This is a genomic window from Janthinobacterium sp. 64 (assembly GCF_002813325.1).
In the GTDB taxonomy this organism is placed as follows: domain Bacteria; phylum Pseudomonadota; class Gammaproteobacteria; order Burkholderiales; family Burkholderiaceae_D; genus Janthinobacterium.
Genome location: NZ_PHUG01000001.1, coordinates 1,117,358 through 1,142,774 on the forward strand (window position 1 = coordinate 1,117,358; position 25,417 = coordinate 1,142,774).

Sequence of the window (25,417 nt, forward strand, 5' to 3'; positions counted from 1 at the left end):
TTTGTCTTTCCAGGCTGAAAATTGACGGCGCCAGTCACATGGCGGTGGCGATGGCCAGGCACTCTCCTGTATGCTGGCGGCTTGAAACAAGGATGTAATCCGCATCTTTATAAGTGAACCCCATGCGACTGACTGCCTACACTGACTACACCCTGCGCACCCTGATGTATTTGGGCGCGCACCGCGACCGGCTCGTGACCATCCAGGACATCGCCGACCTGCATGCGATTTCAAAAAATCACCTGATGAAGGTGGTGCACCAGCTGGGCCTGTCAGGCATCGTGGAAACGGTGCGCGGGAGAAATGGCGGCCTGCGCCTGGCGCGCGACCCGGCCGAGATCAATATCGGCACCGTGGTGCGCGAGACGGAAAGCGATTTTTTCATGGCGGAATGTTTTAACAAGGAAAACAACACTTGCCCGCTCGCACCCGATTGCCTGCTGAAAGCCAAGCTGGGCCAGGCCACGGCCGCCTTCCTGGCCGTGCTCGACACGGTGACCCTGGCATCGATACTCGAAGCGACGCCGGGCGTGCCGGCGCTGGCGGCCGGCGTGATTCCCCTGCGCGTGGCAAAGTAAGCGCGCCAGAAACAACAATGCCCGGCAAGCCGGGCATTGTTTCCTGCAGTAACTATCTACAACATCAATGCGCGCTGGCGCCTGCCGCGCCGATGCCCGTCTCCGAACGCATTTGCTGCGCTTCGTAGCCGGCGCGGTCGATGCGCGCGCGCGGGCTCTTGTCGAGCACCGAGAACAGCCAGATGCCGACGAAGCCTGCCGTCATCGAGAACAGCGCCGGCGAGGCGTACGGGAACAGCGCCGCCGGATGGCCCAGCACGTCGACCCAGACGGACTTCGACACCACCGTCAGCGCGACGGCCGTGGTCAAGCCCAGGAAGCCGCCGATGGTGGCGCCCCGCGTGGTGCAGTCTTTCCACAGCACCGACATGAACAGCACGGGGAAGTTGGCGGAAGCGGCAATCGCGAAAGCCAGCGAGACCATGAAGGCGATGTTCTGCTTTTCAAACGCGATGCCCAGCACGACGGCGATGATGCCCAGAACAATGGTGGTCACGCGCGACACTTTCAATTCGTTGGCGCCCGTGGCCTTGCCCTTCTTGATGACGGTGGCATACAGATCGTGCGACACGGCCGACGCGCCCGACAGGGTCAAACCAGCCACGACGGCGAGGATGGTGGCGAACGCGACCGCCGACATGAAGCCCAGGAAGACATTGCCGCCCACAGCCTTGGCCAGATGCACGGCCGCCATGTTGTTACCGCCCAGCAGCTTGCCGGCAGCATCCTTGAACTCGGGATTGGTGCTTACCAGTACGATGGCGCCAAAACCGATGATGAAGGTCAGAATGTAGAAGTAGGCGATCCAGGTGGTGGCCCAGAACACGGACTTGCGCGCTTCCTTGGCGCTCGGCACCGTGAAGAAACGCATCAGGATGTGCGGCAAGCCGGCCGTGCCGAACATCAGCGCCATGCCAAAGGAGATGGCCGAGATCGGGTCCTTGATGAAGGAACCGGGGCCCATGATGGCTTCCTTGGTGGCATGCACGTCCACCGACTTGGCGAACAGCGCTTCCGGGCTGAAGTTGAACTGCGCCAGCACGGCCACGGCCATGAAGGTGGCGCCGCCCAGCAGCATCACGGCCTTGATGATCTGCACCCAGGTGGTGGCCGTCATGCCGCCAAACAGCACGTAAATCATCATCAATGTACCGACCAGGACGACGGCGATCCAGTATTCGAGGCCGAACAGCAGCTTGATCAGCTGGCCCGCGCCCACCATCTGCGCGATCAGGTAGAAGGCCACGACGACCAGGGTGCCGGACGCCGAGAAAATACGGATCGGCGCCTGCTTGAAGCGGTAGGCGGCCACGTCGGCAAAGGTGTAGCGGCCCAGGTTGCGCAAGCGCTCGGCCATCAGGAAGGTGATGACGGGCCAGCCGACGAGAAAGCCGATGGCATAGATCAGGCCGTCATAACCGTTCAAGAAGACGGCGGCGGAAATGCCGAGGAACGATGCAGCCGACATATAGTCGCCCGCGATGGCCAGGCCATTCTGGAAGCCCGTGATGCCGCCGCCGGCCGTGTAGAAGTCGGAGGCCGACTTGGTCTTCTTGGCCGCCCATTTGGTGACGAACAGGGTGAAGATGACGAAGACGGCGAACATGATGATCGCCGTCCAGTTGGTCGGCTGCTTGACTGCCTGGCCCAGGTCGGCGCCGGCCGCCAGCACGCTGCTGCTGGCGCTCGCCAGCAAGGTCAGGGCTGCCAGACAGGCGAATGGGCGTTGCATCGATGGGGCGCGGTTCATGCTTGCACCCGTGCCTGGATGGCGCTGGTCAGGTCGTCGAATTGCTTGTTGGCGCGGCGCACATAAATGCCGGTGATCACCACGGTAAACACGATGACGAACAGGCCGATCGGCATGCCCCAGGTCATCACGCCGGTGCCCGTTTTAGTGGCAAGGAATTCCTTGTCGAAGGCGATGAGCAAAATGTAGCCGTAATACACCAGCATCATCAGGCCCGTCAGCGCCCAGCCGAAGCGCGAGCGCACTTTGACCAGTCGATGATAATTGGGGTCACTCTTGAGTTTTTGTACCAGATCGTCATGCATGGTGTTGCCTCCTGTTATGTAAAAGCCTGCTCTTTTATGCGAGCTTGGATTCACAGTACAGCGCGAGGCTTACCCGCCCCTTACGGCAGCGGTTTTTTCTCGCAGAAGCAACAGCTCAGTTCAGCGCGGCAGCCGGTCCGAAAAATTCATGGTGCGTCTGCCGTTCCGGCACGCCCAGCTCGCGCAGATATTGCTTGACGGCCCGCATGAACGGCTGCGGCCCCAGGAAATAGGCGTCGATGTCGCGCGAGGCTGGCAGCCAGTCATTCAGCTGCTCTTTATTCAGCAAGCCGACGGCGTCCGGCGCACCTTGCTCATCGCCATGTTCCGCGTAGCAGTAATAGCGTTTCAATTGCGGATGCTGCGCGGCCAGTGCGTCGATCTGCGCGCGGAACGCATGCACGCCGTGGTTGCGCGCCGCATGGATGAAGTGCACGGAACGCTTGCCGCGCAGGGCCGCCGTCAGCATGGCCAGGGTCGGCGTGATGCCCACGCCGCCGCTGATCAGCACCAGCGGCTTGTCGCTCTCCGTCAGCACGAAGTCGCCCGATGGCGGCGTCAACTGTACGGTGTCGCCCGCCTGCACGTGGTCGTGAAAATGGTTCGACACCTTGCCACCCGCTTCGCGCTTGACGCTGATGCGGTAGGTCTGGCCATTGCTGGCGGCCGACAAGGAGTACTGGCGGCGCATGGGCAAGCCATCGACCGTGACCAGCACGCCGATGTACTGGCCCGGTGCAAAGTCGAGCACGGGCTGGCCATCGGCGGGCGCCAGCAGGAAGGAGGTGATCTCGCCGCTTTCCACCGTCTTGCTGCGCACTACAAAGTCGCGCGCGCCGCTCCAGCCACCCGGCGCGGCCGCCTGCGCCTTGTAGATGCGCCCTTCTTCGCCGGCCAAAATATCTGCCAGCTGGCCGTAGGCCGCGCCCCAGGCGTCGATGACGGCGTCGCTGGCGACTTCGACGCCCAGCACTTCGCGGATCGCCTGCAGCAAGCTGGCGCCGACGAGCGGATAGTGCTCGGCGCGGATCTGCAAGGCCACGTGCTTGTTGACGATGGTGACCACCAGGCCGCCCAGCGCTGCCAGCTGGTCGATATGTTTGGCATACATCAGCACGCCATTGGCCAGCGCGCGCTGCTGGTCGCCGCTGTGCTGGTGCGCCTGGTTAAAGTACGGCAGCACTTCGGGATGGTCGCGGAACAGATTCTTGTAGAAGTGGCGCGTCAGCGCTTCGCCGCCCTGTTCGAGGATGGGGACGGTGGCCGTGATGATGGCGCGTTGTTCTTGGGTCAGCATGTAAAACTCCTGTGTATATTTGTAAGCGTTCTCAGGCCAGCGTTTCAACGGCTGGATACAACTCATGGTCTTCGCGGCGCATGCGCTGGAACAGCGCGTGCAGCACGGTATTGGCTTCGCTGCGGAAGGCTTCCGGTTCGGCTTCCAGGCGCACGGGCGTATTCCAGCGGCCGGCGAAATCGAGGTAGGCGCCGGCGATGCCGTGCATCTCGTTTTCGTACTGGCGTCCCAGCTGGGCCACCCGGGCCACGCCGGACGCTTGCGCGGCCGGATACAGGTAGCGCTGCTCGACGGCCAGGTGCAGCTTGATCAAGCCGCTCATGGCGATGATCTGTTCGGCAATGGCCTGCGCCTGCGCGGCCACACCGCCGCGCGCCAGCTGGCGCAAGTCATCGATGGCGGCCAGGATGGCCAGGTGCTGCTGTTTGAATTTGTCGATATTCATGGCGTGTTTCTCTTGTTGAGTGTTGCCAGTGTAGCGGAATTCGCTTAAACATGCAAATTACATGCATCTTTAAATGACCAGTATTTCATACTGACATGGCCACTATGTGCGGCACAGAACACAAGCTATGGCCACGCTTGCCTATACTTTATTCATCACAGCGCGGCCCGCTTGCGGCCGTGCCGCACCCTCCACTCCAGCCAAGGATGAGCATGAGAATGAAGACGGATACGGTCAAAACGGGCACTGGCCAGGCGCAGCAACTGGCCGGCATCATCAACGAACACCACACGGCACTGCTGGACGGCTGGATGGCTGGCCTGATCGCCCGCCTGGTGCGGCGCGACAAGATCGCCGAAAACGAGCTGCGCCAGCAGGCAGCGCAATTGCTGCCGCTGCTGGCGGGCGCGCTCGACAGCGGCGACTCGTTCGACATCGAAGGCGGCGCCTGGGACGATACGCGCCAGCTGATCGCTGAAATATCGCAGTCGCGCGTGCGCCAGGGCTATTCGCCGATCGACACGGCCAGCTTCATGTTCGCCTTGAAGGAACCGCTGTTCGCCTATCTGCGCCAGGCAATCACGGCGCAGCCGGAGCAGCTGGGCGACGCCATCGTCAGCACCAGCAAGCTGTTCGACGAACTGGGCTTGCTGACCATCGCCATCTACCAGAAGGCGCGCGAACAGGTGATATTGCGCCAGCAGCAGGAATTGCTGGAGCTGTCCACGCCCGTGGTGCAGCTGTGGCAAAACGTGCTGGCCCTGCCCCTGATCGGCACCCTCGACAGCGCCCGCACGCAAGTGGTGATGGAAAGCCTGCTGCAAAAGATCGTCGACACGGGCGCCCTGATCGCCATCATCGACATCACGGGCGTGCCCACCGTCGACACCCTGGTGGCGCAGCACCTGCTGAAAACCATCGCCGCCGCGCGCCTGATGGGCGCCGACTGCATCATCAGCGGCATCCGCCCGCAGATCGCGCAAACCATCGTGCACCTGGGCGTCAACCTGGAAGACGTGGTGACCAAGGCCACCCTGGCCGACGCCTTCGTCGTGGCCCTGAAACGCACGGGTTCCAGCATCACCTACCAGCAGCAACCACACTGAGGCGCCTATGGAAAGAATCCCCATTTTACGCATGGGCCGGCTGCTGCTGGTGACGATACAGGTGGACATGCATGACCGCCTGGCGATGACCTTGCAGGACGACCTGACCACCCGCATCGTGACGGACCGCGCCACGGGCGTGCTGATCGACATTTCCGCGCTCGACATCGTCGATTCCTTCATCGGCCGCATGATCAGCAACACGGCGGCGATGGCGAAGATCCTCGATGCGCGCACCGTCGTCGTCGGCATGCAGCCGGCCGTCGCCATCACCCTGGTGGAACTGGGCCTGACCCTGGAAGGCGTGAGCACGGCGCTCAACGTGGAACGGGGCATCAAGCTGCTGGAACGGGACGGCGCATGCGCATGACGGGGGCGCAACAGATGCAGCAGATCCTGCCCCTGCACAGCGACGAAGACGTCGTGCGGCTGCGCAAGCAGGTACGAGACAGCATGGTCGCCATGGGGTTTGGCCTGATCGAACAGACCAAGATCATCACGGCGGCCAGCGAACTGGCGCGCAACACCTTGCGCTACGGCGGCGGCGGCGAAGCGCGCATCGCGCGCGTCTGCGATGGCGCGCGGCAGGGACTGGAACTGCGCTTTGTCGACGCGGGACCGGGCATCGACGATATTTCCCTGGCGCTCACCGATGGCTATACCAGCGGCGGCGGACTGGGACTGGGGCTGGGCGGCGCCAAGCGCCTGGCTGACGCCTTTCACATCGACACGGCGCCCGGCGCGGGCACCACCGTCACCATCGCGAAATGGAAGCTGTTTTGAACCACATCGAGCAAGCCCCTGACATCGCCAGGCAACGCAGTTTTCCCATCGGCGAGCCGAGCGAGATCGCCGCGGCCCGCCGCGCCAGCAACGAACTGGCGCGCCGCATCGGCTTCGACGACGTGCGCACGGGCCAGCTGGCCATCATCATCAGCGAAGCGGCGACCAACATCGTCAAGCACGCGCAGCGCGGCGAAATCCTGCTGCGCAAGGTGCTGCGCGGCGGCACCAGCGGCATCGAAGTGCTGGCCATCGACAACGGCCCCGGCATGGGCAATGTGCGCCAGTACATGGCCGATGGCCATTCCACCACGGGCACCTACGGCGTGGGCCTGGGCGCGATACGCCGCCTGAGCCAGGAATTCGACCTGTACACGGCGCCCGGCAAGGGCACCGTGCTGATGATGGTGGTCTGGGGCCAGCACGCCAGCAGCGCCATCCCCGCCCATCCGAACTGGCGCATCGGCGCCGTGTGCCTGCCGCTGCCCTCGGAACAGGTGTGCGGCGACGCCTGGAACGTGGTCTGCGAAGGCCATGAACTGAGCTTGCTGGTGGCCGACGGCCTGGGCCACGGCCCGCTGGCGGCGCGCGCCTCGGAACGCGCCAGCGCCTTGCTGGAAACTGACACGCCCGGCTTGCCGCCCCTGCCCGCCCCCTTCATCGAACTGGCCCACGGCGCCCTGCGCACCACGCGCGGCGCGGCCCTGGCGGTGGCGCACATCGACAGCGCGCGCCGCGAGTTGCGCTATGCCGGCGTGGGCAACATCGCCGCCTGCGCCTTCGACGCGCAGCAGCGCCGGCATCTGCTGTCGCATAACGGCATCGTCGGCAGCAACCTGCGCAAGGTGCAGGAGTTCTGCTATCCGTGGCAGCTGGGCGCGACCTTGATCATGCACTCGGACGGCTTGCACACGCGCTGGGACCTGGAACAGTATCCGGGCCTGGCGCATTGCCACCCCAGCCTCGTCGCCGCCGTGCTGTACCGCGATTTTGCGCGCGGGCGCGACGATGTCACGGTGGTGGTGCTGCGCGAACATGAGGAATGCCAGGCCGGCACCGAGGAAAGGAACGAAACAACATGACGCAACGCATATTGACGGCGCATATCGGCAGCGAACTCGATGTGGTGGGAGCGCGCCAGCGCGCGCGGCAGATCGCCGCCCTGTGCGGCTTCGGCGTGCAGGACCAGGTGCGCATCGCCACGGCCGTGTCGGAACTGGCGCGCAACGTCTACAACTACGCCGGCAGCGGCAAGGTGCATTTCGCCATCGATGGCCAGACGGCGCCGCAGGTGCTCAGCATCCGCATCGAGGACCAGGGCCCCGGCATCGCGCAGCTCGACAAGATACTGGCCGGCACCTACCGCTCGCCCACAGGCATGGGCCTGGGCATCCTGGGCGCCCAGCGCCTGATGGACCGCTGCCATATCCACAGCACGCCGGGCGACGGCACGCAGATCACGCTGCACAAGCTGTTCCCGCGCGACGCGCCCCTGCTCGACGGCAGCATGATCGGCACCCTGTCCGGCAGCCTGCAGGCGCTGCCCTCCGATATCACGCTGTCCGAAGTGCAGCAGCAGAACCGCGAGCTGCTCGCCACCCTGGCCGAACTGAAGACGCGCCAGGACGATTTGCTGCAGCTGACGCGCGAACTGGAAGACACCAACCGGGGCGTGGTGGCGCTGTTCGCGGAACTCGATGAAAAAGCCGACCACCTGCGCCGCGCCGACCAGATGAAATCGCGCTTCCTGTCGAACATGAGCCATGAATTCCGCACGCCGCTCAGCTCCATCCGCGCCCTGTCCAAGCTGCTGCTCGACCGCATCGATGGCGAGCTGTCCGAGGAGCAGGAAAAACAGGTGCTGTTCATCCTGCAAAGCGCCGTCAGCCTGAGCGACCTGGTGAACGACCTGCTGGACCTGGCCAAGATCGAGGCGGGCAGGGTCGACGTGCACGCCAACAGTTTTCAGGTGGCCGACCTGTTCAGCGCCCTGCGCGGCATGCTGCGCCCGCTGCTGGTGTCCGAGTCGCTCACCTTGACCTTCATCGATCCCGACCCGGCGCTGCACATCCATACGGACGAAGGCAAGCTGTCGCAGATCCTGCGCAACTTCATCGCCAACGCCCTCAAGTTCACGGAAGCGGGCGCCATCATCGTCAGCGCCACGCCCTTGCCGCAGCAGGACGCCATCCGCTTTTCCGTCTCCGACACGGGCCTGGGCATCGCCGCCGAAGACGTACAACTGATCTTCGAGGAATTCAGCCAGGTGGAAAACCACATGCAGCGCAAGGTCAAGGGCACGGGCCTGGGCCTGCCCCTGTGCCGCAACCTGGCCACCCTGCTCAATGGCACGGTGTCCGTGGAAAGCACGCCCGGTGAAGGATCGCTGTTTTCCGTCGTCCTGCCCACCAGCTACCATGCGCCCGAAGGCAGCCTGCCGCCATGCGCGCCGGCCAACGACAATGGCAACGACCAGCGCATCGGCGTGCTGGTGGTGGAAGACAATCCGCCCGTGCGCCTGCTGTATGACAAATTTTTGGCCGGCAGCGAATTTCGCGTCGTTCCAGCGCGCAGCGTGCGCGAGGCGCAGGAACGCTGGGAACAGCAGCGCCCCGCCGCCGTCATCCTCGACATCATGCTGCACGGCGAAACGGCCTGGCACTGGCTGGCCGAGCTGAAAAACGATCCGCTGCGGCGCCAGGTGCCCGTCATCGTCGCCACCGAAATCGACGACGTGCGCAAGGGCCTGGCCCTGGGCGCCGACGCCTACTACGTCAAGCCGCTGTCGCGCCAGCAATTGCTGGCCACCCTGCGCGCGCTGATCGGCAATCCACACCACCGGCAAGAGCCGGTTCCGCCGCAAGGCACAACCACCTGGGACAATGCGCATGCTACCGGATAACAACAGCGATGCTCTGATCCTCAACGTCGATGACAGCGATGGCGCACGCTACGCCAAGTCGCGCATCCTCCAACGCGCCGGCTTCAAGGTCATCGAAGCGTCGAACGGGGGCGACGCGCTGCTGCGCGCGCGCCAGGACCGCCCCAACCTGATCCTGCTCGACGTCAAGCTGCCCGACATCAACGGCCTCGAAGTGTGCCGCCAACTAAAAGGAGGTGCCGAGACCAACACCATCCTGGTGCTGCAAACGTCCGCTTCCTGCATCGGCACGGCCGACAAGATCCGCGCTCTCGATGGCGGCGCCGACAACTACCTGGTCGAGCCGATCGAGGCCGATGAACTGATCGCCAACGTCAAGGCGCTGCTGCGCCTGGGACGGGTCGAGCGCGCGCTGCGCGACGTGGACCGCCGCAAGGATGAATTCCTGGCCACCCTGGCGCATGAATTGCGCAACCCGCTGGGCCCCATCCGCACGGCGCTGGCCCTGCTGTGCAAGCTCGATCCCGTCGTGCCGGCCATGCAGGACAATGCGCGCCGCACCATCGGCCGCCACACGGACCACCTGGTGCGCCTGGTGGATGACCTGCTCGACGTGTCGCGCATCTCGCAGGGAAAAATCTCGCTGCAATGGGAAAGCGTGAGCCTGGCCAGCGTCATCCGCAGCGCGCTGGAAACGAGTTCGCACAGCGTCGAGGCGCGCGGCCATGCGCTGGACGTGAACCTGCCCCAGGAAGAACTGTGGGTCTGCGGCGACACCGTGCGCCTGTCGCAGATCGTCGCCAACCTGCTGCTCAACGCGGCCAAGTTCACGGCGCCGGGCGGGCGCATCGCCATCACCGCCGCGCGCGAAGGCGACAACGTGCGCATCCGCCTCTGCGACAACGGCATCGGCATCGCAGCCGCCAATATCGACAGCATCTTCGGCCTGTTCGAGCAGAGCGGCCACTCGCCCGACCGGGTGCAGGACGGCCTGGGCATCGGCCTGTCGCTGGTGCGCAACCTGGTGACCTTGCACGGCGGCCAGGTCAGCGTGAGCAGCCCCGGCGTGGGGCTGGGCAGCACCTTCGAAGTCATCCTGCCGCTCGACGCCAACCTGCCGCAGCCGGCCGCGCCGGCGCCGCAGGCAGCCACCGGCGGCAGCCAGCGCATCCTCGTCGTCGACGACAACTGCGATGCGGCCGACACCCTGGCCGAACTGCTGGAAATGTACGGCCACACGGTGCGCACGGCCTACACGGGCACGCAAGCGACCGAACGCACCCTGGAATTCAAGCCCGACATCGTCTTTCTCGACATCGGCCTGCCCGACATGAGCGGCTACGACGTGGCCGTCAAAATGCGCCAGTTGCCGATACCGCAGCAATTCCTGCTCGTCGCGCTGACCGGCTATGGCCAGGAACACGACCGGCAGGCAGCGCTGCAGGCCGGTTTCAACGAGCACTTCGCCAAGCCCGTCGATTTCGGCAAGCTGGCCATGCTGGGATTGCATATCACGCCATGAGCGGGGGTGGCGGCTGCGCGTTGCCAGGGCGTCCGCTATAATCGGCGGCCGCCTCACCTCTGGAACCATGACATGACAACCCGCACGCCGCTGCTGCGCATCACCATGATACTGGGCGCTCTGCACGCCGTCCTCGGCTGGCTGCTGCTGCCTTCGCTCCCCGTCGGCCTGGCCGGCTGGCTGCTGGGCGGCGCCGTCTTGCTGGCGTCAACCATGCTGATGCCGATGACCATCTTCGCCCGCGCCGTCACCAACGATGGGCGCCTGGCCGACCGTTTGAGCTGGGCCGGCTCGCTGTGCATGGGCTTTTTTTCCTCGCTGTTCGTGCTGACCGTGCTGCGCGAACTCACCCTGCTGATTCCCGCCGCCCGCCCGCACGCGCAGGCGTCCGCCGTGGCCGTGCTGCTCCTGGCGCTGCTGGCCACCGCCATCGGTTTCATCAACGCCCGCAAGGTGGCGCGCGTGCGCGAAGTGACGGTGCCGATTGCCGGCTTGCCGCCCGCCTTGCAGGGCTTGACCATCGTGCAACTGAGCGACATCCACGTGGGCGCCACCATCAAGCGCGCCTACGTGCAAGCCATCGTCGCACGCGCCAATGGCCTGCAGCCCGACATCATCGCCATCACGGGCGACGTGGTCGACGGCACGGTGGCGCAACTGGCCAGCCATACGGCGCCGCTGGGCGTGCTGCGTGCGCGCCACGGCGTCTTCCTCGTCACGGGCAACCACGAATACTATTCGGGCGCCGCGCCGTGGGTGGCGGAGTTCCGCCGCCTGGGCTTGCGCGTGCTGATGAACGAACACACGGTGATCGAGCACGACGGCGCGCGCCTGGCGCTGGCCGGCGTCACCGATTTCAATGCGGCCAGTTTCGACCCGGCCCAGAAAAGCGACCCGCAAGCGGCCATCGCCGGCGCGCCCGCCAGCATTCCCCGCATCCTGCTGGCGCACCAGCCGCGCAGCGCGCCCGAGGCGGTAGCGGCCGGCTACGACCTGCAATTGTCGGGCCACACGCACGGCGGCCAATTCTGGCCGTGGAATCTGTTCGTGCCGCTGCAGCAGCCCTACGTGGCCGGCCTGCACCGGCAAGGCCGCTTGTGGATTTATGTGAGCCGCGGCACGGGGTACTGGGGCCCGCCGAAACGCATCGGCGCACCGGCGGAAATCACGAGACTGAGGCTGGTGGCAGCGTAAACTTCACTCCTCCCAGCTGGCCATCCACGCCTCGAAACGCGCCAGCACGGCCGGCGGATTCAAACGTGCCATCACGCCTTCCACAGGTTCACTGTCGCTGACCTCGAACAGCAGCACGAACTCCTCGCGCTGCGCGCCCGCACCAAAACAGGCTTCGGCGTCGAGCTGCGCCAGCGCCGCGATGCAGGCCTCGAACACGCCGGTGCGGAAAGTGTCGAAGTCGACGTCAAACGGCAAGTCGCGGTGCGCCTGCAGCAGCAAACGGTAGGCGCTGTCGAAATACGCGACCCCGTCCTCAAACGCCCATTCCGCCGGATTCCACAACATCTCTTCGCCGTATTCCGAGGCGGCCAGCGCTTCGCGGCTGTTGGCCGCCGGGCCGATGGTCATGGCGCTGTCGTCGCTGACCAGCGCGAAAGCGTCGATGTGCTGGCCGGGATGGGCACGGCGCACGGCAGCGAAAGCACTGCGCGCGGCGTCCGCCACCAGGGTTTGCAGCAGCGCGAAATCAAAGACGGCCGGGTCGATGAGCATGGCGCGCGCCAGGGTATGGCCACCGGCGACAGCTGCCTGGCAACTGGCGGCGTAGGCGGCCTGCGCTTCGGCTACGCTGGCGTACTGCGTGCGTGCCTCCTCGCCCCAGGTCATGGCCGCACCGGCGGCCGTCCACACGGTGGTGCCGAAGACGCGCGCTTCCTGGAAGCGGGTCGGCTGGTCATGGTCGAAGGTATAAAACAGGCTGTAATTGTCAGGCATAAGATTTTTCATTGTTTAATCGGGCCGTATCTGCGCCGCGAAATCGCGCTGGCGGAACTGCTCCAGCAGGAAATCGACGAACACGCGCGTCTTCGCGGGCAGCAGTTTCTTGCTGGGATAGTACACGGACAAAGGGCCGGAATCGGCATGCCAGCCGGGCAGCAAGCGGATCAATGCACCGCTGCGCAAGTGGGCCAGCGCGTGCGGCATGGGCAGCAGCGCCACGCCGACGCCGAGGATGGCCGCCTGTGCCATCGCTTCCGGATCGTCGAAGATGGCGCGCGGCCGGCATTCGGCCACGCCTTCGCCGCCCGCGCCATCGCGCAGTATCGAGCTGCGCAGTCTGCCGCTGCCAGCCGAGCGGCGCGCCACGCCGTCGAACTGGGCCAGGTCCGAAGGGTGCGCGGGCATGATTTTCCCCTGCATGAAGGCGGGCGACGCCGTGGCGACGATGTGGGCGTGGCCCAGTTCGCGCGCCACCACGCCCGGCGTCAATTCGATGCCGCCGCCGATGGCGACGTCAAACCCCTCGCCGACCAGGTCCACTTGCCGGTTGTCGAAATGGCAGTCGGGGATGACACCGGGATAGCGGGCGATGAAGTCGCCCAGCAGGGGCACGACGTAGCTGCGCCCGAACGACGGCGCCATGCTGATTTTCAGTATGCCGGCCGGCTGGCCGCCCTCTTCGGCCACGCCGGCGATCGCTTCGCGCAGGGTGGACAGGGCGCCGCCGATCTGCTGCAGGAAGCGCTCGCCCCCTTCCGTCAGGGTCAAACGGCGCGTGCTGCGCTGGAACAGCCGCAACCCCAGGCTCGCTTCCAGGCGCGCCACGTTCTTGCTGACGGCCGCAGGCGTCAGCCCCAGGCGGCGCGCGGCCGCCGAAAAGCTGCCCAGCTCGGCCGACAGCACGAATGATTGCAAGTGATTGAGAGCTTCCATGCGCCTATTCTACCCGTTCACTTGATAGCAATGGTTGAAAGTGATTGTAGCGATTCATGGCTAGCGCGCAGGCAATGCAAGGCAGATACTGGCTTCCTCGACTCCTCACTCAGAAAGCTCATCATGCAAACCCAAGCCACCACCAGCACCAGCACCACCTTGCCACTGCTGAACAAAATCGCCTTCGTGACGGGCGGCTCGCGCGGCATCGGCGCGGCCATCGTGCGCCGCCTTGCCAGCCAGGGCGCCAACGTCGTCTTCACGTATCAACATTCGGCCGCCGAAGCGCAGGCGCTGGCCGCCAAAGTGGAGGCAAGCGGCGGCAAGGCCCTGGGCGTGCAGGCCGATGCGGCCGACGCCACTGCCCTGACGGCCGCCATCGCCAAGGTGGCGGCACAGTTTGGCCGTGTCGACATCCTCGTCAACAATGCGGGCGTGTTCCTGCCCGGCGCCATCGATGATTTTTCGCTGGAAGACTTCGACAAGACCTTGAACGTCAACGTGCGCGCCGTCTTCGTCGCCATCAAGGCGGCCGTGGCGCACATGCCGACGGGCGGGCGCATCATCAATATCGGCAGCACGAATGCGCACCGCATGCCATTCGGCGGCGCGGCTGCTTATGCCATGAGCAAATCGGCGCTGAGCGGCCTGACGCAAGGCCTGTCGCGCGACCTGGGCCCGCGCGGCATCACCATCAACAATGTGGAACCGGGTCCCGTCGCCACGGACATGAACCCGCCGACGGGCGACTTCGCCGACCTGATGCACGGCCTGATGGCCCTGCCCCGCCACGGCACGGCCGATGAAATTGCCGGCATGGTCGCTTACCTGGCCAGCGCGGAAGCGGCCTTCGTCACGGGCGCCGGGCTGAAGATCGATGGCGGTTTTGCCGCTTGAAAGGGAACAGCACGGGCACAATCAGAACTAGAAGGCGTGCTTGAGGCCCACCAGCAGCACCGTCTGGCCGCCGTTCGACGACGGCGTGCCATTTTGCGAATCGCCCACCGAAGCGATGGCACCGACGATGCCGCCGCCTTCGCCCAGGGTCTGGCTGCGCGCCTGGACAGCGCATAGTTCTCTCGAACGACAACTGGCGGTAGCGCGCGCGATGCCCTTGGCCGGGGATGTGGATGTGGATGTGGATCAAGGGGGAAAATTAGACGCTCAATCACTCGCATAGGAGTGATTGACTCTCAAAAGTATGCTGCCGGAATCAAGGGTGTGGCGAAGCTCAGCGCAGGATCGCGGGCGCCACCGGCAGGGTTTCGAGGGCAATAAAGGCTTCCAGCGCGCGGCGCATGTCTTCGAACACTTGCTTGCCGTAGGCCGCTTCCAGGTGGGCATACTGCAGGTCGATGAGCTTACCCATTTGCATCAGCAAACTGGCGCCCGCTTCCGACAGGTGCACCTTGCGCCGGCGCTGGTCGCCTTCAAACTTGCTGCGTCCGATCAAGCCGATTTCTTCCATGCGCGCCAGGATGCCGCTCATGCTGGGACTGGAAATCTGGCAGATATTGCACAGCTCGCGCGGTTCCAGGGTGGGGCTTTCGTTGAGCGCGCGCATGATGCGCCACTGCTGCTCCGTCACGCCGAAGTGATTGAGGATGGGCCGGAAATGCTGGAGCAGGCTGTCGCGTGTCTTCAGCAGCAGTTGCGGCATGTTCGGATAACGGATCGGTAGCTGCAAGCGGAACTCCTGGTGGCCGGCAAATGAACGTCATTATACGGCCCGCCCCGTGCAAACGGCAGGCCGGCAACAATGTATTTTTCGCTACGTCCGCCCCCTCTCCTCCTGCGCATGCCGCTGCACGAAGTACAGCACGCCCGCCGTCACAAGTGTTCGCGCACGGCCGGAGTCACCTGCAGGCGCACCGGGCCAGCCAGGCTACAGTCCATCGGCCGGGAACAGGCCGCGCAGGGCGGCCCGTCCCGCGCCTGTCAGTACGCCAGCCCGTAGCCAAACTTGTACAGCGGATGGGCCGTGTCATACGGCACGTCCGACTTCTGCACCTGCACTTCGGCCATCGACGATGGCAGCTCGAACGGCAGCTTGCCTTGCGGCTTGGCCTTGCCCGTCAGGACATCGAACAGCGCGCCGTCGCTCACGCCAAAGTTGGCGAGGATGGCGCTGGCCTTGTCCTGCACGTTGCCGAGGATGGCCGGGCGGTCCAGGTACACGGTGACCACCGTCTTCGGCGCATACTTCGCCGCGTTCTTGATCGCCTCGTAGTCGGCATCGCCATCGGCATAGTTCAGGCGCCCCTCGTGCTGCATGCTGCCGAAGATGTAGTTCGGGTGCAGGATTTCATACGGCGCGGCCACGCGCAGCAGGGCCACGTCCGCTTCCTGCGGCGTGGCGACCACCGTATAGCCATACTGCCTGGCTACGGCCGCATCGATACCATACAGGTAGACCTTCTTGACGGTGGACGCCAGCGGCAAGACCTTGTCCTTGTTTTCCAGCAGGACCAGCGAGCGGCGCTGCGCGTCCAGGCCTGCCTCGACGAAGTCCGCCTTGCCCACCGTGGTGGCCGCCTTGGCCGCATCGACGAACGGATGCTCGAACAGGCCCTGCTTGAATTTCTGGATCAGGATGCGCCGCGCCGACGCATTGATGCGCGCTTCCGTCAGCTGGCCGCGCTGCACGGCTTGCGTCAGGTATGGCGCTTCCGTCACGCCGCCAAACTGGTCCATCCCCGCCGTCACGGCTTTCACATAACGCTCGGCCTTGGTGGCGTCTTCCATGCCCCACGGCGTGCCGAAGCCCATGAAGGAAGGCGCGACACCAGGCGCCGTGCCGTTGCGGCAGTTGGCGTCGCAGTCGGACGTAATGCCCCAGTCGGACAGGATCACGCCTTCGAAGCCGTATTTGCCGCGCAGCAGATCCGTCAGCATGGTCTTGCTGAAGCCGGCCGCCACCTGTTCCAGGGTGATGCCGTCGATCGTGATATTGCCGTCCGGCAAAGCGTAGGTCGGCATGACGGAAGCCGCCTTGGCCGTGAAGGCGCCTTCGAACGGTTTCACGTGGTAGGCGAAGTTGTTGCCCGGGTAGGTCATGTAGCGGCCATAGTAATTGTGGCCGTCGTAGCCCTCTTTCGTGGCGCCGTAGCCGACCCAGTGCTTGACGACGGCCACCACGCTGCCGTCATGCAGGCCCGTGTTCCCATCCTGGAAGCCTTCGATATAGTGCTGCACCATGCGCTTGGCCAGGTCCGCGTCTTCGCCAAAGGTGCCGTTGATGCGCGACCAGCGCGGCTCGGTGGCCAGGTCGGCTTGCGGCGACAGGGCCTGCGTGATGCCGACGGCCAGGTATTCCTGGCGCGCGATGTCGCCGAAGCGGCGCACCAGCGCATCGTCGCCGATGGCGGCCAGGCCCAGGGTTTCAGGCCACTGCGAGAAGCCCTTGGTGCCGGCGCTGGCGCCCACCGTGTATTGGAAATGGTGGCGCGGGTCCGTGCTGATGGACACCGGGATGCCGTGGCGCGACGTTTCGCTCAGAGCTTGCACCTTGTTGTACTGCGCCGCCATGTTGGCCGAGTCGCCCGCCATGCGCGTGATGAAGGTGTTGACGTACTGCTTGACGATCAGGTCCTGCAGGGCCGTCAAATCATACGCACCGCCCTGGCCGATGCCGGTGGGGTCGGCAACGGTGGGCGCCGTGCCGTGCATCATCAAGCCCGCTTTTTCATCAAGGCTCATGCGCGACAACAAATCGTCGGCGCGCGCCTCGGCCGGCAGGCGCCAGTCTTCGTACGGGTCGATCTTGCCGTTGCGGTTCATATCCTTGAAGGCATAGCCGTCGGCCTGGACCAGATTGAAGGTGGTGGCGCCGAATACGGGCTGCTTGTAGTCCTCGCTGACGGTGTCGTTGCCGCAGGCGGCCAGGGCAAGCGTGGCGACGCAGCCGGCGACCAGGCGGGCCATCGGTTTCAAAGTGCAATTCATCATTATCTCCAAGACTGTTTTTGTAGGTATCAAGGCGCGGCAGCAAGGCCGGCCAAAAACAATATAGCGTGAGAATGCGTGAGTTTCTTGACCGCGCAGCACGCGTTTTATACCCGCGAGAACAATTTTTGGTTAGATGGCACAACAACCAACAATCTCCTACAAAGTGCTAATATTTGTGAAAAATTACTACAACAAGCAGAATAAGCAGGAGACAGCCTTGCACAAACCCGATACGCGCACGGTTTCGAACCGGATCGCGCAGCAATGCGCGCGCGCCATGCAGGCCGATGGCCACGAACCCGCCGAGTTTTTTCAGCGCACGGGCATCACGCCGGCGCAGCTGGACGAACCGGGCGGCCGCATCAACGCCGAGCGGCACCGCCGCATGACGGCCTACGCGCAGCAGCTGCCGCAGCACCGCGGCTTGCTCGACCTCGACGTGACGCACTGGTTCGCGCATTACTCGGGCATCGCCCACGTCTGCTTCAACCGCCCCACCCTGCGCAGCGCGCTGCACGAGCTGCTGCACTTGCGGGGCCTGATCGGCGAATTCGATTTCATGCTGATGAGTGAAAATGGCACGCGCATCGAGATCGAATACCTGTCCGAGTTCTGCCCGTCGGGCGGCGCCATGCAGGCGCTGGCCAATTTCCGCATGCTGTCGCTGGTGGCGCGCGCCTACGACGATGGCGCGCCCACCGCCTTCCATGCCGGCTTCCAGGGCAAGGCGCCGTGGTTCGCGCCCGCCATTTCCGAGTGCTTCGGCGCCGCCGCCACCTTTGGCCAGGCGCGCAATACCTTGACGTTCGACGCACCGGCGCTGGACCGGCCCTTCGCGCAGTTCAACGCCATGCTGGCGCCGCACGCGCTGCGGCACGCACAAGGGCAATTGCAGCAGTTGCAGGGCGCACAGCTGTTTTCGGCCCGCGTGGAGCAAGCCATCATCGACCTGCTGGGCCGGCAAGGCGCAGGCGACACTGACAGCGCCTCGCTGCTGCCGGCCCTGTGCGACGGCCTGGCGATGAACCGCTGGACCTTGCAACGCCAGCTGCAGCAGGAACAGACTTCGTTCCGCGCCCTGGAACTGCGCGCCAAGAGCCGCGAATCGCGCCGCCTGCTGCGCGAAACGAAGCTGAGCGTGGCGGAAATCGGCGACCGCCTGGGCTTTTCCTCGCAAAGCGCATTCACCCGCTTCTTCAAGACCCAGTTCGAACTGCCGCCGGCACGCTACCGGCAGGATGCCGCCGGAGCCTAGAGAAAGAGACAAGCAACAAGAAACAAGCAACAAACAACAAACAAACCGGCAAACCACGAAACGGCCCAAGTCCAAAACCCAGGCTCCCCGGGCCAAGCGAGCCTGAAAAATGCCGAGGGCAAGGCGCAGCGACGCAGACAGTACGCCAGTACGGCAAGGAAGCTGCAACGCCGCCATCGGCATTTTCTCAGGCCCGCGTCTCCGGCCCGCTTTTTAATCTCTACCCGGACGTATCCGAAACCAGATCGCATACATGGCGGGCAGGAACACCAAGGTCAGCACCGTACCAGCAAACGTGCCGCCGATCAGGGTATAGGCCAAGGCCCCCCAGAAAACCGAATGCGTCAGCGGAATAAAGGCCAGAATGGCCGCCAGCGCAGTGAGGATCACGGGGCGCGCGCGCTGCACGGTCGCTTCGACGACGGCGTCGAACGGTGCCAGCCCGGCCGCCTCGTTCTGATGAATCTGGCCGATCAGGATCAGCGTATTGCGCATCAAAATGCCCGACAGCGCGATCAGGCCGACCAGCGCATTGATGCCGAACGGCTGCTGGAACAGCAGCAAGGTGGGCACGACGCCGATCAGGCCCAATGGGCTGGTCAGGAACACCATGACCATGGCCGAGATCGAGCGCACCTGCAGGATGATCATCAAGAGGGTCAATGCCAGCATGATGGGGAACAGCGGCAGCATGGCTTGCGTCGCCTTCGCCGATTCCTCGATGGAGCCAGCCTGCTCGATGCGGTAGCCAGCCGGCAGCTTGTCGATGACCGTTTGCAGCTGCGCCGTGATGGCGCCCGAGACGTCGGGCGGCTGCAGGCCATCGGCGATGTCGCCACGCACGGTAATCGTCGGCTGGCGGTCGCGCCGGCGCATCACCGGTTCTTCCGAACGGACCTCGACGCTGCCCACCTGCGACAGCGCGATGCGTTCGCCATTCGCGCCAGCCAGGGTCAGGTCGGCGATGCGCGCCGGGTCCAGCCGCACGTCGCCAGCCGCGCGCGCCACCACCTGCACCGTGCGGATATCTTCGCGCACGGCCGTGACGGGCACGCCGCTGAGCAAAAACTGCAGCTGCTGCGCCACCGCGGCGGACGTCAGGCCCATCGCCTGCAGGCGCTCCTGCTGCAGGCTGAAATGCAGGGTGGGCGTGCGCGTGCCCCAGTCGCTGTTCACGGTGCGCATCAGCGGGCTGGCCTGCATCACCGCTTGCACCTGGCCGGCGATGCCGCGCAACACCTCGGGATCAGGGCCGCTGACCCGGTAGGCGACGGGGAACGGCGAATATGGGCCGAACACCAGTTGCGTCACGCGCACCCTGGCCTCGGGCGCCAGCCCGGCGGCCACCGCCACGCGCAAGCGCTGCTTCAAGGCGTCGCGCGCCTGCTGGCTGTCGGTGCGCACGACGATCTTGGCAAACGACGGATCGGGCAATTCCGGTCCCATCGCCAGGTAAAAGCGCGGCGCGCCCTGGCCCACATAGGCCGTGACGATCTTCGCCTCGCTCTGGCGCGCCAGCCACGCTTCCACCTTGGCCGCCGCGCCGCTGGTCTGCCCGATCGCGCTGCCGTACGGCAGCTGCACTTCAATCAGCACTTCAGGACGGTCGGAGATCGGGAAAAACTGCTTCTTGACGACGGCCATGCCCAGCACGGCCAGCACGAACAGGCCGATCACGGTGCAGAACACCAGCCATTTGCGGGCAATCACGCGCCCCAGCAGCCGGCGAAAGCGGTGGTAGCGCGGCGTGTCGTACAAGCCTTCATGGCCACCGGCGACGTGTTTGAGTTCAGGCAGTAGCTTCACGCCCAGGTAGGGAGTGAACACCACCGCCACCACCCACGAGGCGATCAGGGCGATGCCGACGATCCAGAACATATTGCTCGTGTATTCCCCGGCGCTCGAACGGGCAAAGCCGTTCGGCATGAAGCCGACGGCCGTGACCAGGGTGCCAGCCAGCATGGGCGCGGCCGTGTGGCTCCAGGCGTAGGCGGAGGCGGCGATGCGGCTGTAGCCCTCCTCCATCTTCACCACCATCATTTCGATGGCAATGATGGCGTCGTCCACGAGCAAGCCCAGGCCCAGGATCAAGGAACCCAAGGTGATGCGGTCGAAGTTCTTGCCGGTGGCCGCCATCACGATGAACACCACGGCCAGGGTCAATGGCACGGCGGCGGCCACCACGATGCCGACCCGCCAGCCCATGCTGACAAAGCACACCAGCATCACCACCAGCAGCGCGGCGAGGAACTTGAGCATGAATTCGTCGACGGCCGCGCCGATGTTGACTGCCTGGTCGGTGACCTTGACCAGGCTCATGCCCAGCGGCATGGCGGCGCCGATGGCCGTCACTTCCCCGTCCAGCGCCTTGCCCAGATCCAGCCCGTTCCAGCCGTCGCGCATGACCACGCCCAAGAGCAGCGCCGGTTCGCCGCCATTGCGCACCATGAAACTGGCCGGATCTTCCTGGCCACGGCGCACGGTGGCGATATCGGACAGGACCAGGGTGCGCCCCTGCGCCGCCACGGGCGTATCGCGGATCTTTTGCAGCGCGTCGAGCGCGCCGTCAAGGCGGATGAATACCTGCGGCCCGCGCGTTTCGACCGAGCCGGCTGGCGTCAAGGCATTCTGGCCGTGCAGCGCCGCGAACACGTCCTGCGCCCGCACGCCCAGGGTGGCCAGGCGCTCCTGCGAAAACTCGACGTAGATGCGTTCGGCCTGCTCGCCGATGATATTGACCTTTTTCACGCCCGGCACGTGCAGCAGGCGCTGGCGCAGGGTTTCCGCCTCGCGCACCAGCAGGCGCTGCGGCTCGCCCTTGGCTTTCAGCGCATACAGGGCAAAGGTGACGTCGGCGTATTCGTCGTTGATCATGGGACCGATCACGCCGGCCGGCAAATTGGCCGCCTCGTCGCCGGCCTTCTTGCGCGCCTGGTAAAACTCGGCCTGCACCTGCCCGGGCGGCGTGCCGTCGAGCAGGGTCAATGTGGTGAAGGCCAGGCCGGGCGTGGTATAGGTCTCGGCACGTTCGTACCAGCGCAGCTCCTGCAGGCGCTTTTCGATCTTTTCGGCCACCTGGTCCTGCATTTCGCGCGCGCTGGCGCCTGGCCAGGCGGTGACGATGGTCATCACCTTGACCGTGAACGCCGGGTCTTCCGCGCGCCCAAGCTTGAAGAACGACAGCAGGCCGGCCAGCGAAATGAGGCAGATCAGGAACAGGGTGACGGACCGCTCGCGCACGGCCAGCGCGGACAGGTTGAAACCGGCCGCGCTCATGGACGCGCTCCCGCGGCGGCTGCCACTGGCGCCTGTTCGACCCTGACCTGCTCGCCCTGGCGCAGCAGATGGGCGCCCAGCGCGACGATGCGTTCGCCCGCCTTCAGGCCGCCCACGTCGGCGCCGTCATCGTGCAGCCCTCGTACCTTCACGGGCCGCCAGCTCACTTGGGCCGGGGTACCTCCGATCACCCACACGCCCTGCCCCTTGCCCGCATCATGCAGCGCCGCCAGCGGCACTTGCACGGCGTCGCCGGCAGCTTGCGCGCCGGCCAGGCGCAAGGTGACGGTGGCGCCCAGCGGCGCGCTTGACAGCGCCGCGTCGAGCACATAGCGCGCCTCGAAGGTGCGCGTTTGCCGGTCCGCCGTCTGCGACAGCTGGCGCAAGGTGGCCGGCACGCTGGCGCCCGGCCTGCCGAACAGGGTCGCCTGGCCCGTGGAGCCGAGCGCTGGGCGCAAGGTTTCCGGCAGCTGGATCGCCGCTTCGCGCCGGCCGTCATGGGCCAGGCGCACCACCACCTGCCCGGCCGCGACCACCTGGCCCGGTTCGGCCAGGGTATCCATCACGACGCCGTCGGCGTCGGCCAGCAGCACCGCGTACTGCAGCGCATTGCGCGCCACCCCGGCCTGGGCTTCGGACGCCTTGAGCTGGGCGCCGGCCGCGTCAGCCGCCGCCTTCACCTGGTCGTAGCTGGATGCCGAAATGGCGCCCGTGCCGCGCAAGTCGCGGTAGCGCGCTTCTTCGTCCGCCGCCTGGCGTGCGCGGGCGCGGTCGGCGATGACGGATTCCTGCCGCGCCTGCGCCAGCAGTTGCAAGTCGTCGGCGTCGAGGCGCATCAATGGCTGGCCACGGCGCACGGCCTGGCCGGCGTCGACCAGCCGTTGGCTGACCTTGCCGGCCACGCGAAAACCGAGATCGCTCTGCACGCGCGGCGCGACCACGCCCGTGAAGCTGCGCGCGCCCGCTTCGGCGCCCTGCACCGTGACGGCGCGCACCAGCGGCGTGGCCGTGCGCGGATCGGCCTGCGCCTTGTCGGCACAGGCGCTCAAGGCCAGGGGTAAGGTGGAAATGACAACAGATGAAGCGAGGCGGCGCCAGCGCATAGGAATTCCATGAATGAGTGATCAGAGCCCTCATTCTGGTACTAGTGACCAATTAAGTCAATCGTCACTTATCATTGAAGCGCTTACGGCGACAAACTGCGCAACACCAGGCTGGACAACTGCACCACGGCCGTTTCGCTGCTGTCGACGCTGTGTTGCAGCAGCAAAGGATTGACGTAGGGGCGCATCACCAGGTAGATGGCGCTGGCCGTCTCGTCGAGCGGCGTCTTGCGTTCGAAGTCGCCCGTCTTGCGCCCCTGCTGCAAGATATCCTGCAGCAAGGCGCCCATCGCCAGCTCGTAGGCTTGCACCGCCGGCCAGCGCTCGGTGGCGGCCGAGGCGGCGATGTCGTACAGCTTGCGGTCCTGGAAAAACAACCGCAAGCTGGCCTCGACGCTGGCCTTGAACATGCGCCGCAGCTGCTCTGGCGGCCGCCCGGCCGCCGCGACGGCCGCCTTCACCTCCGTCTCGATCTGGCGCAGGCAGTTGCCGCAGATATGCTCGCCGATGGCTTGCTTCGATTCGAAGAACTTGTAGATATAAGCCTTGGAAAAGCCGATCGCCCTGGCCAGATCGGAGACGGTCGTCTTTTCATAGCCGTAGCGGCTGAAGTAATCGGTGGCGGCGGCAACGATCTGGTCGCGCACGTCGTGGCCGGCGGGGCCGCGCGCAGGGCTGGGTGTGTCGGGTGTAGTGGAATTCATGGCGACAGCTTAACGCGCCGCGCCGGAATGTACAATAAGTGACCGAAATGTATTATAGTCACACATTATTCTCTTTTGAACTGGAAGACCACCATGCCACTGCCACGTCTGCGCCTCCCCTTTCTGCTGATCGCCGCCGGCCTGGCCGCCACCGGCTGCACCGTCGGTGGCGATTACCGCCGGCCCGAGCTGCCGCAAGCGGCGCAGTATCTGCACCAGGCAGCGCTCGGCGCGCGCCAGGGTGCCAATGCCGCCGACGCTGCAGAACTGCGGCAATGGTGGACGGCCTTCGGCGACCCGCGCCTGACCCGCCTGGTGACGGTGGCGCTGGCGCAAAACCTCGACCTGGCGCAAGCGCAGGCCAGGGTCAGCCAGGCGCGCGCCGCCACCGGTGCGGCCGACGCCGCGCTGCTGCCGTCGGCCAGCCTGGGCGGCCAGGCGGCGCGCGCCTACCAGTCCGTGCAAACGCCGCTGGGCCAGGTCTTGAACGCCACGCCAGGCTTTGAGCGCGCCGGCAGCGCGCGCGAATTGAACCTGCAAGCGTCGTGGGAACTCGACCTGTTCGGCGGCTTGCGCCGCGAACGCGAAGCGGCGCGCGCCGATTACGCAGCGAGCGAAGCGGGATGGGCCGCCACGCGGCTGGCCGTGGCGGCGCAAACGGCCGACCTGTACCTGTCCATCCAGGGTTTGCAGGCGCGGCTCGACCTGGCGCGCCGGCAGGCCGGCACCGACGCGGCGCTACTGGAACTGGCGACGCTGCTATATGACAAGGGATTGGCGAACGAACCAGCGCTGCGGCAGGCCGAAGCGTCGCTGGCGCAGGCGCGCGCCGTCGTGCCCGGCCTGGACGCGGCGCGCGAAGTGGCGCTGCATGCGCTCGACGTGATGCTGGGCGCGGCGCCAGGCACCTACGCCGGTGAGATGGCCGCCGTCGGCGCGATGGCGCGCGCGCCGCGCATCACGGCAGGCGGCTCGCCGGGCGAACTGCTGCGGCGCCGGCCCGACCTGATCGCCGCCGAACGGCGCCTGGCCGCCGCCAGCGCGCGCACCGGCGCGGCCGTCGCCGAGTACTACCCGAAACTGAACCTGGGCGCGCTGTTTGGCAGCGCCACGGCCGGCGGCGCCCTGTTCGGCAGCGGCTCCGGCCAGGCCGCCGGCATGCTGGGCCTGCGCTGGCGCCTGTTCGATTTCGGCCGCATCGACGCGCAGATCGAAGCTTCCCGTGGCCGCGAAGCGGAGCTGCTGGCGGCCTACCGGCTCGCCGCGCTGCACGCCGTCGAAGACGTGGAAAACGCCGGCTCGGCACTGCTGCGCCATGAAGAACAGGCCGCGTTGCTGGCGCAAAGCGTGCAAGCGTTTGAGCGCGCCCGCGCCGCCTCGCTGGCCGCCTACGAAAAAGGCGTAGTCAGCCGGCTCGATGTGCTGCAGGCCGACTCCCGGCTGCTGCGCGCAGCAGACGCGCGCGAACAGGCGCAAACGGCATCGGCGCGCGCCGCCGTCGCCACCTACCGGGCGCTGGGCGGCGGCTGGCAGGCGCCGCAAGCCGGGTCAGAAGCGGTGGCAGCCCGGTAAGAC

General features: G+C 65.7%; 22 protein-coding genes. 11 read left to right on the forward strand and 11 right to left on the reverse strand.

All coding sequences use genetic code 11. The annotated features are described in order from the left end of the window. Window positions 1-122: 122 nt before the first annotated feature. The gene (locus CLU91_RS04955; RefSeq protein ID WP_100876588.1) at window positions 123-578 is read left to right on the forward strand and encodes an RrF2 family transcriptional regulator; all 456 of its coding nucleotides are present in this window, start codon (window positions 123-125) and stop codon (window positions 576-578) included. Window positions 579-642: 64 nt separating this feature from the next. Here the strand turns inward: CLU91_RS04955 and CLU91_RS04960 are convergent, their stop codons facing one another. From CLU91_RS04960 to CLU91_RS04975, 4 genes are all read right to left on the reverse strand, one after another. Continuing rightward, the gene (locus CLU91_RS04960) at window positions 643-2,310 is read right to left on the reverse strand and encodes a cation acetate symporter (RefSeq protein WP_100873252.1); all 1,668 of its coding nucleotides are present in this window, start codon (window positions 2,308-2,310) and stop codon (window positions 643-645) included. Window positions 2,311-2,324: 14 nt separating this feature from the next. Beyond that, entirely contained in the window at window positions 2,325-2,633 is a 309-nt protein-coding gene (locus tag CLU91_RS04965; RefSeq protein ID WP_100873253.1) for a DUF485 domain-containing protein, read from the reverse strand. Between the two features lie 115 nt (window positions 2,634-2,748). Next, the gene (hmpA, locus tag CLU91_RS04970) at window positions 2,749-3,930 is read right to left on the reverse strand and encodes an NO-inducible flavohemoprotein (protein ID WP_100873254.1); all 1,182 of its coding nucleotides are present in this window, start codon (window positions 3,928-3,930) and stop codon (window positions 2,749-2,751) included. A 31-nt stretch (window positions 3,931-3,961) separates the two neighbouring features. Next, entirely contained in the window at window positions 3,962-4,375 is a 414-nt protein-coding gene (locus CLU91_RS04975) for a hemerythrin domain-containing protein (RefSeq protein WP_100873255.1), read from the reverse strand. A 212-nt stretch (window positions 4,376-4,587) separates the two neighbouring features. Between CLU91_RS04975 and CLU91_RS04980 the strand changes: the two genes are divergently transcribed. The 7 genes from CLU91_RS04980 to CLU91_RS05010 all read left to right on the forward strand — a co-directional run bounded on the left by CLU91_RS04980 (window position 4,588) and on the right by CLU91_RS05010 (window position 11,861). Continuing rightward, window positions 4,588-5,481, forward strand: coding sequence for an STAS domain-containing protein (locus CLU91_RS04980; protein ID WP_232730632.1), 894 nt, complete (start codon window positions 4,588-4,590; stop codon window positions 5,479-5,481). 7 nt (window positions 5,482-5,488) lie between these two features. Then, window positions 5,489-5,851: an STAS domain-containing protein gene (locus tag CLU91_RS04985; protein WP_099763575.1), complete on the forward strand. Its 363-nt coding sequence runs from the start codon at window positions 5,489-5,491 to the stop codon at window positions 5,849-5,851. Continuing rightward, entirely contained in the window at window positions 5,848-6,264 is a 417-nt protein-coding gene (locus CLU91_RS04990) for an ATP-binding protein (RefSeq protein ID WP_100876589.1), read from the forward strand. The genes CLU91_RS04985 and CLU91_RS04990 overlap by 4 nt, the downstream gene beginning before the upstream one ends. After that, window positions 6,261-7,346 carry an ATP-binding SpoIIE family protein phosphatase gene (locus CLU91_RS04995; protein WP_232730633.1) on the forward strand — a complete coding sequence of 362 codons (1,086 nt, stop codon included), beginning with the start codon at window positions 6,261-6,263 and terminating at the stop codon, window positions 7,344-7,346. The genes CLU91_RS04990 and CLU91_RS04995 overlap by 4 nt, the downstream gene beginning before the upstream one ends. Beyond that, the gene (locus CLU91_RS05000) at window positions 7,343-9,166 is read left to right on the forward strand and encodes an ATP-binding protein (protein ID WP_100873258.1); all 1,824 of its coding nucleotides are present in this window, start codon (window positions 7,343-7,345) and stop codon (window positions 9,164-9,166) included. Before CLU91_RS04995 ends, CLU91_RS05000 begins: the two co-directional genes overlap by 4 nt. Next, entirely contained in the window at window positions 9,153-10,667 is a 1,515-nt protein-coding gene (locus CLU91_RS05005; protein ID WP_100876590.1) for an ATP-binding response regulator, read from the forward strand. Before CLU91_RS05000 ends, CLU91_RS05005 begins: the two co-directional genes overlap by 14 nt. A gap of 72 nt (window positions 10,668-10,739) precedes the next feature. Next, a complete protein-coding gene (locus CLU91_RS05010) occupies window positions 10,740-11,861 on the forward strand; it encodes a metallophosphoesterase (RefSeq protein ID WP_100873259.1) in 1,122 nt (373 codons plus the stop codon). Between the two features lie 3 nt (window positions 11,862-11,864). On the opposite strand, the gene CLU91_RS05015 is transcribed toward CLU91_RS05010, so the two are convergent. Both CLU91_RS05015 and CLU91_RS05020 read right to left on the reverse strand, forming a co-directional pair. Next, on the reverse strand, window positions 11,865-12,617 hold the full coding sequence (locus CLU91_RS05015; RefSeq protein ID WP_157814603.1) for a DUF4303 domain-containing protein: 753 nt from the start codon (window positions 12,615-12,617) through the stop codon (window positions 11,865-11,867). A gap of 15 nt (window positions 12,618-12,632) precedes the next feature. Beyond that, complete coding sequence (locus CLU91_RS05020; protein ID WP_100873261.1) at window positions 12,633-13,556, reverse strand: LysR family transcriptional regulator; 924 nt, start codon at window positions 13,554-13,556, stop codon at window positions 12,633-12,635. Window positions 13,557-13,679: 123 nt separating this feature from the next. Between CLU91_RS05020 and CLU91_RS05025 the strand changes: the two genes are divergently transcribed. Beyond that, entirely contained in the window at window positions 13,680-14,453 is a 774-nt protein-coding gene (locus tag CLU91_RS05025; protein WP_100873262.1) for an SDR family oxidoreductase, read from the forward strand. Window positions 14,454-14,787: 334 nt separating this feature from the next. Here CLU91_RS05025 and hpaR read toward each other — a convergent pair whose 3' ends face one another. Beyond that, window positions 14,788-15,243 carry a homoprotocatechuate degradation operon regulator HpaR gene (hpaR, locus tag CLU91_RS05030; protein ID WP_232730634.1) on the reverse strand — a complete coding sequence of 152 codons (456 nt, stop codon included), beginning with the start codon at window positions 15,241-15,243 and terminating at the stop codon, window positions 14,788-14,790. A 251-nt stretch (window positions 15,244-15,494) separates the two neighbouring features. Next, window positions 15,495-17,504, reverse strand: coding sequence for a glycoside hydrolase family 3 protein (locus tag CLU91_RS05035; protein WP_198521250.1), 2,010 nt, complete (start codon window positions 17,502-17,504; stop codon window positions 15,495-15,497). Window positions 17,505-17,721: 217 nt separating this feature from the next. Here CLU91_RS05035 and CLU91_RS05040 point away from each other — a divergent pair, with 217 nt between their 5' ends. Further along, on the forward strand, window positions 17,722-18,759 hold the full coding sequence (locus tag CLU91_RS05040) for a helix-turn-helix transcriptional regulator (RefSeq protein ID WP_198521251.1): 1,038 nt from the start codon (window positions 17,722-17,724) through the stop codon (window positions 18,757-18,759). 213 nt (window positions 18,760-18,972) lie between these two features. On the opposite strand, the gene CLU91_RS05045 is transcribed toward CLU91_RS05040, so the two are convergent. From CLU91_RS05045 to CLU91_RS05055, 3 genes are all read right to left on the reverse strand, one after another. Next, window positions 18,973-22,035: an efflux RND transporter permease subunit gene (locus tag CLU91_RS05045; protein ID WP_100873266.1), complete on the reverse strand. Its 3,063-nt coding sequence runs from the start codon at window positions 22,033-22,035 to the stop codon at window positions 18,973-18,975. Continuing rightward, on the reverse strand, window positions 22,032-23,138 hold the full coding sequence (locus CLU91_RS05050; protein ID WP_100873267.1) for an efflux RND transporter periplasmic adaptor subunit: 1,107 nt from the start codon (window positions 23,136-23,138) through the stop codon (window positions 22,032-22,034). The genes CLU91_RS05045 and CLU91_RS05050 overlap by 4 nt, the downstream gene beginning before the upstream one ends. A gap of 83 nt (window positions 23,139-23,221) precedes the next feature. Next, window positions 23,222-23,842, reverse strand: a complete 621-nt coding sequence (locus tag CLU91_RS05055; protein ID WP_100873268.1) for a TetR/AcrR family transcriptional regulator — start codon at window positions 23,840-23,842, stop codon at window positions 23,222-23,224. A 93-nt stretch (window positions 23,843-23,935) separates the two neighbouring features. Here CLU91_RS05055 and CLU91_RS05060 point away from each other — a divergent pair, with 93 nt between their 5' ends. After that, window positions 23,936-25,414, forward strand: a complete 1,479-nt coding sequence (locus CLU91_RS05060) for an efflux transporter outer membrane subunit (protein WP_100873269.1) — start codon at window positions 23,936-23,938, stop codon at window positions 25,412-25,414. Window positions 25,415-25,417 lie beyond the last annotated feature (3 nt).